Genomic DNA, 13,192 nt, shown 5'->3' with positions numbered 1-13,192 from the left:
AATTATGAAAAAATTCTTACCGTGGATAATTATTGGAGTATTAGTTATAATTGGATATAGCTACTTCAAAGGAATAAATAACACAGCCGTAAAACTAAACCAAAACATTCAGGAATCTTGGGGAAATGTTGAAACGTCTTATCAAAGAAGAAATGATTTAATTGGAAATCTTGTTAAAACAGTAAAAGGAGCTGCTGATTTTGAAAAATCGACATTAGAAGCAGTAGTAAATGCTAGAGCTAAAGCAACAGCAACTACAATAGACCCAACAAACATTACACCTGAGCAATTAGATGCTTTTAATCAAGCACAAGGTGGATTAAATTCTGCTCTTTCTCGTTTATTAGTTACTGTTGAAAAATATCCTGATTTAAAAGCGAATCAAAATTTCTTAAAATTACAAGATGAACTATCTAGTACAGAAAATCAAATTCTAACAGCTAGAACTCGTTTTAATGAAGCTGTAAAACCATATAACAATCATGTTACTGTTTTCCCAAACAATATTTTTGCAGGATGGTTTGGCTTTAAAGAGAAAGCATATTTCAAAGCTGTTGAAGGTGCTGAAAAACCAGTAGATGTTGAATTTGATTTTGGTAAATAATGTCTAAAACAGAAGATTTCTTAACAGTAAGCGAAGAACAAGAAATTGTTCAAGCTATTGTTGAAGCAGAAAAAGACACTTCAGGAGAAATTCGTGTACATATAGAAGAACATTCAGAAAAGCCTCCGCTCGAAAGAGCTCAGGAGGTTTTTTTTACTCTTAACATGCAAAATACCAAAGATAGAAATGGTGTTCTTTTTTACGTAGGAGTTGCAGACAAGCACTTTGCCATAATAGGTGATGAAGGAATTAATAAAGTTGTAGATGCTAATTTTTGGAACTCTACTAAAGATATTGTAATTGACAACTTTAAAAACAAAAACAATAAAGACGGTTTAGTAAATGGCATTAGAGAAGCGGGAAAACGTTTAAAAGAGTTTTTTCCTTACCAATCTGATGATATTGATGAACTGTCAAATGAAATATCAAAAGGATAATGGCAAACTTAATTTTTAAAATAATGAAATTTTTGTTGGTTCTTACCACATTACTTTTACATTATATAGGATTTTCACAATTTGATATTCCAAAAAAGCCTACTTTCCAAACCTCTATATACGATTATGCAGATCTTTTAAATGAATCTGAAGAAAAATCACTAGAAAACAAATTAGTAACCTATTCTGATTCTACAACTACACAAATTGTTATTATTACTGTTGAAAGTTTAAAAGGAGATGATATTGGTATTTTAACACCTAGATGGGCACAAGAATGGGGAATTGGCCAAGCTGATACCGATAATGGAATTCTAATTTTACTTTCAAAAAATGATCGAAAAATATGGATTTCTCCTGGTTATGGATTAGAGCATAAATTAACTGCTGGTATAAATGGAGAGCTAATAAGAAATGTAATCCTTCCTGAATTTAAAGCAGGTAGTTATTACAATGGTTTAGACAAAGGAACAACAGCTATTTTTGATGTTATAAAAGGAACTTATAAAGGAGAGAGAAAAGGAAATAAAAGTAAAGGAAGTGGTTTACCTATTTTTATTTTTATCTTATTCTTTATTATCCTAATTATACTGATTTCTAAAAACAAAAACAACCGTGGTAACAATGGCGGATCTGGAAGAACTGGAGGTGTCGATTTAATGGACATTATCATATTAAGCAGTCTTGGTCGCGGTAACGGTGGAGGAAGTTTTGGTGGTGGTTCATCTGGAGGCGGATTTGGTGGTGGTGGCTTCGGTGGTGGATTTGGAGGAGGAGGCTTCTCTGGTGGAGGAGCTGGCGGAAGTTGGTAATTCTTATCTTATAATAATACTAAAACAATATAACTTAAAAAAAGATGAACAATTATGTTCATCTTTTTTATTTTCACAATACCTATTTTAACATTAAAAAACAAAAACACTCTATATAAAGAATATCTTTCTATATTCAAAAAAGAAAAATCATCAAAATAGTTCCCAATACTTATAGAGAACTTTGTGTGATTTTAATCTCTTAACAACTAACCATTAGAAACTACAGCAAAACATTTAAAAAAATGTAGAGAATCATAAAATAAATCATTCTATTTAATCCATCATGAAATGAGTTTTCTTCTTATCTTTTCCTCCAAATTTTTCTAGTTTATACGTTAAAGAAAACATTACATATTGTTGTAAAACTGTATTTTCTGTATCTGTAATAGCAGTAGGAGTAATTGTTCGGGTTGCATTTACATTCTGATTTAATAAATCATATACTTTTACTTTTGCTAGTAATTGATCTTTAAAGAAATTATATCCTAAACTAGCATTCCATAAATAAAAATCTTTTTGGAAACCATCTGCTATATTAGAATTATATGTATATCCAAAATCATTTCCTAGAACAATGTTTTTTGGCCAATATGTTGTGGCTTCAATTTTAAAAATATGTCTGTAGTTATTTGAATTATCAATCACATAGTTCTTAAATGAAGTAGTATTATAACTGTATTTATATGTAGGCGAAATGGTTATAAGATCTTCTATTGAATATGAAAAGCTAGCTCTTGGATTTAATTGTATTCCTCTAGCTTCATACAATGCTGCATTTGTTAATCCTTGATTTAGATTATAGTTCATCCCTATTCCTAAACCATATTTTATGGTTCTCTTTTCTTTCTTATAAGATTTATTTAAATTAAATCCTGTGTAAAAATTATAAGTCTGATCTATATTTTGATAAGTTGTATTTGCTTTAAAATCGTTATCATAAACTGTTGAACTTACTATTTGATTTTTGTTTAAACTTCCTCCAAAATAACTATAAAAACCAGAACGTGTAGCATAATCATAATTGTTATAGTTTATATAAATATTATAATTTTCTGATGGCTTTAAAAAAGCGTTTCCTATAACTGTGTTTAAAGGATTTGATAAGTCTTCAAAAGGTAATAATTGTCGAGCTGAAGGCAAAGTAGCTTCGTACGAATAATAACTATAAAATGACTTAGATTTTCCTAATTTATAACTTAAATATCCGTTTAAGCTTGGGTACATATAATTATTTTTAACTTCTGTTTTAACCCCTAAATAATTCGATTGATTATTGTAATTTAAAAAATCAGTTCCTAATCGAATACTCCCTCTAAGCTTACTTGTTTTTAGTTGTATTCCTACTGATGTGTTAAAAGTATTATTTCTTGAATCTATATTATTTGACAATATATCATTAAACTGAGAATACTCATTTGTGAATGAGTCAAAGTCGAATGTATTTGTGCTATTATATAATTTAACTGTTTCAAATGAAGTTTCAAATAAAAGTGATAACGAATCTGAAATAGGTTCTGTATATCCTATTTTTGTTGAATATGTATCTTGTTTATCTATGTCAAATCTATTTTGATTTCTATTATCATTTGGATTTCCTGATTGGTAAAATATGGTATTTGTAAGTGTGTTTAAATCAGTATCATTCTTAGTATTTTGATTTCTAAATGATAGACTTATTCCTCTTCCCTTTTTTTGAAATTTCTTATATAGATATAAACTATTTTCAAACTTTATACTTTCGTCTTCTTTAACATTTGAACTATTGTTTTCATTCAACAAATTGTTTGATTCGTCTAATGATGTTGCATTACTGGTAAATTTATTTATTGATTTATTTTTGGAAAATGCAGGCGTAACATATAATGTAGTTGTGGAATCTATCTTAATCTCAAAATCAAGATTAATGGCATTTCCTGTTACATCTGTTTTAGAATCTGATTCAGAATTTGTACTTGTATTTCCTGTAGGAAGCAAGTTTGTTCTACTTGTTCTGTTTTTATTTTCTGTAATGGCATTTGTAAAATAATAGCTCCCATTTGGATCTATTTTTTTATTCATCCATTCATCTGAAAAATTAACACCAATCATATTTGATTTAGTAATTCCAGTATTGCCTCCAAACTGCATTCCATTTATACCAAAACTTCCATTATCATTTACCCAAATAGAACTATTACGTCCACCTCCCATATTGTCAAAAATTTCATCCATTGAAAACCCAATAGAATTGATATTATTTGATGAACCTAAAATGCTGATTTTTTGAGTATCTTTAAAATAATTGAATAATAATCCAGATTCATATCTTTTATCAGATCCTGTACCAACTGTTGCTTTCCCAAACATCCCTTTGTTTTTATCTTCTTGAATGGTAAGATTTATGGTACTTGCATTTTCACTTGCTGCGGTTCCTGATAGTTCTTCTTCTTTTGTCTTAGTATCTGTTACTTGAACTTTATCTATTATTTCTGCCGGAAGATTTTGTGTTGCAATTTTACCATCTTTTCCAAAAAAAGGTTTACCGTTTACAAGTATATTATTAACCTCTTTTCCGTTTACAGTAATTTTCCCTTCTTCGTCTATTTCTACACCTGGTAATTGTTTTAAAAGCGCTTCAACATTAGCATCTGGTGTTACTTTAAATGATGAAGCGTTAAATTCTAATGTATCTGTTTTTATTACAATAGGTGGAATTTCTGATTGTACTACAACTTCATTTAATGAAGATACGTTTTCTTCTAAATAAAGATTTCCTAAATCATGGTCCTTTGATAATGTTTCAAATTGTTTTTTATATTCTTTATAGCCATTATAAGAGATTTTTAAAAAAACAGGATAATTGATTCCTTTTAATTTAAAATTAAAATTTCCGTTTTTATCAGAAATTGTATAATCCACTACTGTTGAATCACTTACTCTTGAAAAATAGATTGTTGCCGACTCTAGTGGTAATTTTAAACTTTCATCTAATAATTTTCCTGATACTGAAAAAGAATTTTGACTAAAACTAAAAAAAGAACATAACAATGCTAATGAGAAATAGCAAATTTTAAGCATAAAACAATATTTAGGTTAATTTATCTAATTAACTGCGAAATAAAGACTTTATTCCTAAAATAAGAAAAAACTCATAAAATTTAACTTTTTATTTTATATATATACTGATTTTCCTAATTTGATATTTTCAAAATGTGATTCGCTAATAGTTTCATCTGGTTTTAACAACATTTGAACAATTACATCTCCTATTTGCGATGTTGATGAAGGTGTTTCTTTGTTTATATCTACTGAAACAATATTTCTTTTTAATGTTTTATCTACAGCTATTCGAATTTGTTTCGCTTCATTATTTAATCCGAAATGTTCCAAAAGCATAGACGCGCTTAAAATGGAAGCAATAGGGTTTGCGATATTTTTTCCTGTTGCTTGTGGGTATGATCCATGAATAGGTTCAAACAAAGCAGTTCCGTTTCCTACTGAAGCAGATGCTAAAAGACCTATTGATCCTCCTATTACACTTCCTTCATCTGAAATGATATCGCCAAACATATTTTCAGTTAAAATAACATCAAACTGACTTGGATTTAAAATCATTTGCATAGCAGCATTATCTACAAATAAAAAATCTAAAGTTACATCTGAATATTCTCTTGAAATAGATGTAACAATTCTTCTCCATAATCTTGATGTTTCTAAGACATTAGCTTTATCAATTAGTGTTACTTTCTTTTTTCTAGTTTGCGCTGCTTTGAAAGCTAAATGTGTAATTCTTTCTATTTCTAACTTAGAATACTCACACAAATCGGAAGCAACTGTTCCATCTTCACTTATTTTTTTCTGTCCGAAATAAATTCCACCTGTTAATTCTCTATAAATAACCATGTCTGTTCCTTGAATAATTTCTCGTTTCAATGGAGATTTATCTAGCAATGAATCATAAGCATTAATTGGACGAATATTGGCAAACAACCCTAACTCTTTACGCAATTTCAATAATCCTTGTTCTGGTCTTACTTTAGCATCTGGATTATTGTCATATTTTGGATCACCAATGGCTCCAAATAAAACAGCATCACTCTCTCTACAAAGATTTAACGTTTTCTCGGGTAATGGATTCTCTGTTTCGTCTATTGCAATAGCACCAACTAAGGCTTCTTGAAACTCAAAATTATGTCCATATATTTCAGCTATTGTTTTTAACACTTTTATGGATTCTTGTGTTACTTCAGGTCCTATTCCATCACCTGATAAAACTGCTATTTTTAAATTCATATTTTCTCTGTTTTTAAATAATTGTGGTTGCTATTCTATTTTTTTCAAAAGTTTCAATCTTTTCTTTATTACTGATTAAGAAATCAATATCATCATAACCATTTATCATGCATAGTTTTTTATATGTATCGATTTCAAATGTCTCTTTCAAGGCTGTGTTTTCAACTTCTAAAGTTTGGGCTTCTAAATCAACAACTAATTTAATATCTGGAGTATTTTGTATTACTTCCAAAACATCTTTCAAAAACTCTGGAGAAACTTGTATAGGTAATAATCCATTATTTAACGCGTTTCCTTTAAATATATCTGCAAAATAACTCGATACAATTACTTTAAATCCGTAATCTGTTAATGCCCAAGCTGCATGTTCCCTACTACTTCCACAACCAAAATTATCTCCTGCTACTAGTATTTTTCCTGAATATTTTGGGTTATTCAAAACAAATGATGTTATCGATTGATTATTATCATTATATCTCCAATCTCTAAAAAGGTTATTTCCAAAACCTATTTTATTCGTCACTTTTAGAAACCGAGCAGGAATTATTTGATCTGTATCTATATTTTCAACTGGTAAAGGAACTGCTGTTGAATATAATTTTATAAACTTTTCCATTTAGTTTAAATATTGGGTTATATCAATAATTTTTCCTTCTACAGCAATTGCTGCTGCTAATAAAGGACTTGAAAGTAATGTTTTTGAGCCTTGTCCTTGCCTTCCTTCAAAATTTCTGTTTGACGTAGATACACAATATTCTCCTGCTGGAATTTTATCATCATTCATAGCTAAACATGCTGAACATCCTGGCTGGCGAATTTCAAAACCTGCTGTTTCAAAAATAGTTTTCAACCCTTCCTCTTCTATTTGTTTTGCCACTTGTTGTGAACCAGGAACTATTAAAGCGTTTACATTCTTTGCTTTTTGCTTTCCCTCAATATATTGTGCCGCAATCCTAAAATCTTCAATACGAGAGTTTGTACAACTTCCTATAAAGACATAATTAATAGGTTTATCTATTAAAGATTCTCCTTTTTTAAATCCCATATAGTCTAGCGCTTTTTGAAATGATACATCTTCTAAATCTGGAATAGTTTCATTTACTTTTATTCCCATTCCTGGATTTGTACCATACGTAATCATTGGAGCTATAGATTCTGCATTAAAGTGATATTCTTTATCAAAAATAGCATCTTCATCTGTAGGCAATGTTTTCCAATAAGAGATTTTTTCTTCTAATTCAATTCCTTTTGGTGCAAATTCTCGACCTCTTATGTAGTCAAAAGTAACCTCATCAGGAGCAATCATTCCGCCACGAGCTCCCATTTCGATGCTCATATTACAAACTGTCATTCTTCCTTCCATTGACATTTCTTCAAAGACGTTTCCTGCATATTCACAAAAATATCCTGTTCCAGAATTAGTCCCGATTTGTGATATAATATATAGAATAACATCTTTTGGTGTTACTCCTTTTCCTAATTTTCCATTTACATTGACACGTAAGCTTTTAGGCTTATTTAATAATAAACATTGACTTGCAAAAACCTGTGCTACTTGACTAGTACCTATTCCAAAAGCGATTGTTCCAAAAGCTCCATGAGTTGATGTATGACTGTCTCCGCAAACCATAGTCATTCCAGGTAATGTTATACCTAATTCTGGAGCTATAACATGAACTATTCCTTGATATTTATGACCTAATTCATAAAGTGTAATATTATTTTTCTTGCAATTTTTAGTTAATTGTTCTAATTGATTCTTAGACAGTTCATCTTTTATGGGTAAATGTTGATTTTTTGTAGGCACATTGTGATCTGCTGTAGCAACGATTTGATTAGGGCGAAAAACAGGAATTCCTCTCTCTTCTAACTCCTCAAATGCCTGAGGGCTTGTTACTTCATGAATTAAATGTTTATCTACATATAATATTTGTGGTCCATTTGGCACTTCACTAACTACATGACTATCCCAAACTTTATCAAACAAGGTTTTCTTTTTCATTTTTATTTATGCTAAAATTCCTATTTTACTAGTTTCAATAATAAAATGTACATCATCATCTATTACCTCTTTCTTCCTATCCGCTACTTTTAAAAACTCTCTGTATACCACATCTAGCTGAAGCTTAGTTAATTCATATCCTATTTTTTTTGCTCTATAAGCTAATGCTGCTCTTCCACTTCTCGCTGTTAAAATAATTGATGATTCATTTACTCCTACATCTGCTGGATTGATAATTTCATAGGTTTCTCTGTTTTTTATCACGCCATCTTGGTGAATTCCTGAACTATGAGCAAAGGCATTTGCTCCTACAATAGCTTTATTGGGCTGAACAATCATTCCCATACTATCTGAAACTAAGTGACTTATTTCGTTTAACAGTCTTGAGTTTATATGAGTATCTAGTCCTAATGTTGGATGTTGTCTTAGGATCATCACCACTTCTTCTAATGAAGTATTTCCTGCTCTTTCACCTATTCCGTTAATTGTGCATTCAACTTGCCTTGCTCCATTTATTACACCTGCAATAGAATTAGCTGTTGCTAATCCTAAATCGTTATGACAATGACAAGAAAGAATAGCTTTTTCAATGCCTACAACATTCTCACTTAGGTATTTCATTTTTGCGCCATATTCTTCTGGTAAACAATAACCCGTTGTATCTGGAATATTCAATACTGTAGCTCCTGCTTTAATCACTTCACTACATACTTCTGCTAAAAAATCATTATCTGTTCTTCCAGCATCTTCTGCATAGAATTCTACATCATCTACAAATGTTTTTGCATAAGTTACCGCATTTACTGCTCGTTCAATAATTTCTTCTTTTGAAGCATTAAACTTATACTTCATGTGAGAATCTGAAGTTCCAATTCCTGTATGAATTCTAGGGTTTTTAGCGTATTTTAATGCTTTTGCTGCTATTTCTATATCGTTTTTCACAGCTCTTGTGAGTGCACAAACTGTTGCATTTTTAACTATTTTAGCAATAGATTGAACAGATTCAAAATCGCCTGGACTGGAAACTGGAAATCCTGCTTCAATAACATCTACTCCTAATTCATCTAAATGCTGAGCAATAATCAATTTTTGCTCTTTATTTAATTTACAACCTGGAACTTGTTCTCCATCTCGCAAAGTAGTATCGAAAATTTGTACTTTCTGATTCTCCATAAAAAGAATTATTAAACTTAATTTTAATTTATGAATACAAATTTATACTTTGCTTCTTCTGAGAAGACTATTTAAAAATTCCTTTTACGGTATTAAAAGCAACTAAACAAAAAATAAATTATTGATTTTCAATTATATACATTTAAAAATTTTACAATGGCAAACGGATCTAAAGACAATCTTTTTATATTAATAAAGTCTCTTTCTAGGTCAGAAAAAAGACAATTTAAGCTTTATGCAAACAGGCTTGATGTAAATGAAAATGCGAAATTTTTATTATTATTTAATCTTCTAGATAAAATAGATGAATACAACGAAACTATTATATTAAAGAGTAAAATTGTCACTAAACTTCAATTATCAAACTTAAAAGCACATTTATATAAACAAATATTAATTAGTTTACGAATGAATCCGGTAAATCAAAATATCCGTATTCTAATAAGGGAACAACTTGATTTCGCTACTATTTTATATCATAAAGGGTTATATAAACAAAGTTTAAAAATTTTAGAAAAAGCCAAAATAATGGCACTTGAAAATGAAGAAAAAAATATTGCCTATGAAATTGTTGAATTAGAAAAAGTTATTGAATCTCAATATATAACAAGAAGTATAATAGGAAGAGCAGATGAATTAACCATTCAAGCAAAAGAATTGAGTCAACAGAATGTGATTACTAGTAAATTATCTAATTTATCACTGCAATTATATGGTATCATGCTAAAAAGTGGTTATGCGAAAAGCGATGCTGAAATGAAATTAATAACTGATTATTTTAATAATAGTTTACCAAAATATACCATTTCAGATTTAGGTTTTAGAGAGAAACTTTGGCTTTATAAAGCTCATTTATGGCATAGTTTTTTAATTCAAGATTTTTTATCTTGTTATAAGTACTCTAAAAAATGGATTGATTTATTTTATTCTAATTCTAAAATGATTTCTTTAAATCCGGTTTGGTATATTAAAGGAATTAATTATTTATTAGAGTGTTTATACTTGATAAAACACAAAACTTTTTTTAAAGAAACTTTAGAAAAATTTGAAGAAACCATCAATCATGAATCATTTCCTAAAAATGATAATATTAACATCTTAACTTTTTTATGTATTTATAATAGTAAGTTTAATTTACACTTTTTAGAAGGCAATTTTGAAGAAGGTTTATATTTGGTAAATGAGGTTTTAAAAGATCTGAAAAGCAAACAAGATAAAATTGATGAACATCATGTTATGGTTTTTTACTATAAAATTGCTTGTTTATATTTTGGAATAGGAAATAATTTAAAATGTATTGAATTTCTTCAAAAAATTATTGACAATCGAAATTTATCAATGAGAGAAGATTTGATGTGTTTTGCTAGGGTTTTAAATCTTGTTGCGCATTATGAAGCTTGTTTAGATTATAAATTAGAAATTCAATTAAAAAGTACTTATAAATTTTTAATAAAAATGAATGATCTTCATGAAGTTCAACGAGAAATGATTAAATTTCTAAAAGGATTAGGCTCCATTTATCCACATCAATTAAAAGGTGAGTTTAAAAAACTTCATACTTGTTTAAAACAATATGAAAATCATCCTTATGAAAGAAGAGCCTTCCTTTACTTAGATATTATATCATGGTTAGAAAGTAAGATTGACAACAAACCATTAATTAATATCATCAAAGAAAAAGCTGCAAATACTATTCGATAAACCTAAAATTCTTTTAATTAAGGTCGTTTAACCCTAAAAAAAGGGGGAATTCATCTTGAATTGTTTTTTAAATATTTCCAAAATTTGCACTGTGTACACAACAGAACAAATAATAAATAATTTAATTCAATTTTAAGATGAAAAATCTATTTACTAAAATTTTATTCCTCATTTGGGGAGTTACAAATGCGCAATGCATTACAAATGGAACTTTAAATAGTACTTGTCAAGGTGATGGATACAACTCCTCATCATGTGTTCAAGGTTGGCAAGCTAGTCATGGAAGCCCTAGTGTTTTTGGAACTGTAAATGCAAACACTTGGGCTTGGTTATGGTCTCACTCAAACATAGGTGAAGGAATTTTTACTAATTATAACTTTGTAGCTGGTAGAACGTATCAAATTTCCTTTAGAGTAAGGACAAGTACTAACGTTAGCAATCCAAATAACACAGTATTAAATTCTACTGCAAATGTAAGAGCTGTAAGTGGTTTAACAACAACTACATCAACAACTATTCCTGGAGCGCTAAGCGGAGGACAACTTGTATGGCAAAACACAATAGGCTCAAATATTAATAATTGGTCTACAGTAAATATTAGTTACACACCTTCTCAAAACAACACTCAACTTTGTTTCTATCCATTAATGACAGCCAATTCTGGTTCAAACGGAAGAGCACAAATTCAAATGGAAGTAGATGATATTACAATTACACCACCTGTAACTTCTGTATTTCACTTTGAAGATGCTAATAACAATATGAAAACAGATTTTTGTCTTGGGGAATCTATCTTTTTAGATGGAACAGCTTCGTTTGGTGAAAATCAATACTATTTAGATGTATGGAGAAGACCTATTGGTTCAACAGGCGCTTTTCAATGGCAAACTCAATTAGGAGGAAATGGTTGGACACAAGGGCAATTAGGCACTTTAAACTTAACCTCTATTTTTAATGGTCAAGGTTATTCTTTTGTGGCTGGATATGAATATCAAATAAAAGTAGCAACATCTTCTTCTCCTTGTGTAGGTTGGGTTCCTACTACTCATGAATTTAGAGTTTTAAATTCAGATGCTTCTTCTAACTTTACTTTTAATTCATTTTGCGCACCAGACGGAACGATTACTGTAACAGTAACAGCAAGTGATACATCTGCAGGTTTAAATCACTGGTGGGGATTAATTGAAACATCAATTCCAAATTCTACAACTGATCCTAACAGTTCACAAGTAGGTGCTACACAAAGTGGAAACACAACTACTTTTACAGGATTATCAAAAGACAAAAACTATTATATAAAACATGGTGTCTATAATAGTTGTGTTGCTTGGAGAGAATCTAGAACAGCACTACCGAAAACAGCTTCTTGGTCTGGTTATACAACTAATTTCACAATTAACGCATCAAATGTTGGAAATAATGTATCTGTCACAGCGATTGCTAATTCAAATCCTGTTTTTGTAAATCATCATTGGTCTATTTCATACGCTCCAAATGGGAATACATCAGGAAACAACCCTGTTCCAGGAAATCCTATTGTATGTTGTAACTCTTCTTCTGCTACATTTAATACAAACTTAATTATAAATGAATGGTATTATATTAAGCATGGCATTTGGAATGATTGTGCTGAATGGGGAGAAACAAGAAAAGCTTTTAGAATTGTTGTTCAAAAATTATCTACAAATGGAACACCTAATTATGTCGTAGAAACAAAAGATGTAAAAGAAGTTTCTATAGAAAATTTAAACAAGAAATCAGATAATACTATTATTGAACAACTTTCACCTAATCCTACTACAAAAGGGAGTACTTGCTCTTTTACAACAGACTCTAAAAATGTAGATGAAGTTATTATAATGGATTTATTAGGAAAAACAAGTTCAGTAAAATTTTCTATTAAAGATTCAAATACAATTACATTTTCATTAAACGATTCTTTTACAAAAGGAATTTATGTAATAAAAGTGGTTAAAAAAGATAATACTGTATCTACTAAAAAATTGATTATAGAATAATTACTTCTTATTAACTTTCAAAAATAAGAGCTGGCTAAATAGTCAGCTCTTATACTTTCATATAAAGACAATCCTATTAAAAAAAGGGTGTTTTTCCCCTTTTAAATAGGTCATTTCCATTGGTATTCTCTCATTAAAAGTCACAATATTTGTAATGTCAAACGAAAAAA

General features: G+C 29.5%; 10 protein-coding genes. 5 read left to right on the top strand and 5 right to left on the bottom strand.

Annotated features, from left to right (window positions below; translation table 11 throughout):
• Positions 1-4: 4 nt before the first annotated feature.
• Genes LXD69_RS08885 through LXD69_RS08875 form a run of 3 tightly spaced genes read left to right on the top strand, consistent with a single transcriptional unit; the run spans position 5 to position 1,853 of the window.
• Positions 5-604: a LemA family protein gene (locus tag LXD69_RS08885; protein ID WP_045967620.1), complete on the top strand. Its 600-nt coding sequence runs from the start codon at positions 5-7 to the stop codon at positions 602-604.
• Positions 604-1,041: a TPM domain-containing protein gene (locus tag LXD69_RS08880; protein ID WP_246914654.1), complete on the top strand. Its 438-nt coding sequence runs from the start codon at positions 604-606 to the stop codon at positions 1,039-1,041. Before LXD69_RS08885 ends, LXD69_RS08880 begins: the two co-directional genes overlap by 1 nt.
• A complete protein-coding gene (locus LXD69_RS08875; RefSeq protein WP_394799728.1) occupies positions 1,041-1,853 on the top strand; it encodes a TPM domain-containing protein in 813 nt (270 codons plus the stop codon). Before LXD69_RS08880 ends, LXD69_RS08875 begins: the two co-directional genes overlap by 1 nt.
• A 276-nt stretch (positions 1,854-2,129) precedes the next feature.
• Here LXD69_RS08875 and LXD69_RS08870 read toward each other — a convergent pair whose 3' ends face one another.
• The 5 genes from LXD69_RS08870 to LXD69_RS08850 all read right to left on the bottom strand — a co-directional run bounded on the left by LXD69_RS08870 (position 2,130) and on the right by LXD69_RS08850 (position 9,303).
• Positions 2,130-4,913: an outer membrane beta-barrel protein gene (locus LXD69_RS08870; RefSeq protein ID WP_246914648.1), complete on the bottom strand. Its 2,784-nt coding sequence runs from the start codon at positions 4,911-4,913 to the stop codon at positions 2,130-2,132.
• 93 nt (positions 4,914-5,006) lie between these two features.
• Positions 5,007-6,128 (bottom strand): 3-isopropylmalate dehydrogenase, encoded by a 1,122-nt coding sequence (leuB, locus tag LXD69_RS08865; RefSeq protein ID WP_045967617.1) that lies wholly within the window; start codon positions 6,126-6,128, stop codon positions 5,007-5,009.
• A gap of 13 nt (positions 6,129-6,141) precedes the next feature.
• Positions 6,142-6,744, bottom strand: coding sequence for a 3-isopropylmalate dehydratase small subunit (leuD, locus tag LXD69_RS08860; protein WP_246914646.1), 603 nt, complete (start codon positions 6,742-6,744; stop codon positions 6,142-6,144).
• Positions 6,745-8,130, bottom strand: coding sequence for a 3-isopropylmalate dehydratase large subunit (leuC, locus tag LXD69_RS08855; RefSeq protein ID WP_246914643.1), 1,386 nt, complete (start codon positions 8,128-8,130; stop codon positions 6,745-6,747). It abuts the gene before it with no gap.
• A gap of 6 nt (positions 8,131-8,136) precedes the next feature.
• Entirely contained in the window at positions 8,137-9,303 is a 1,167-nt protein-coding gene (locus LXD69_RS08850; protein WP_246914641.1) for a 2-isopropylmalate synthase, read from the bottom strand.
• Between the two features lie 156 nt (positions 9,304-9,459).
• Between LXD69_RS08850 and LXD69_RS08845 the strand changes: the two genes are divergently transcribed.
• The gene (locus LXD69_RS08845; protein ID WP_246914639.1) at positions 9,460-11,004 is read left to right on the top strand and encodes a hypothetical protein; all 1,545 of its coding nucleotides are present in this window, start codon (positions 9,460-9,462) and stop codon (positions 11,002-11,004) included.
• A 137-nt stretch (positions 11,005-11,141) separates the two neighbouring features.
• Complete coding sequence (locus LXD69_RS08840; protein ID WP_246914637.1) at positions 11,142-13,022, top strand: T9SS type A sorting domain-containing protein; 1,881 nt, start codon at positions 11,142-11,144, stop codon at positions 13,020-13,022.
• The last annotated feature ends 170 nt before the right edge of the window (positions 13,023-13,192 follow it).

Source organism: Flavobacterium sediminilitoris, from assembly GCF_023008245.1.
Lineage (GTDB): Bacteria > Bacteroidota > Bacteroidia > Flavobacteriales > Flavobacteriaceae > Flavobacterium > Flavobacterium sediminilitoris.
This window is presented reverse-complemented; position numbering and strand designations above follow the sequence as displayed.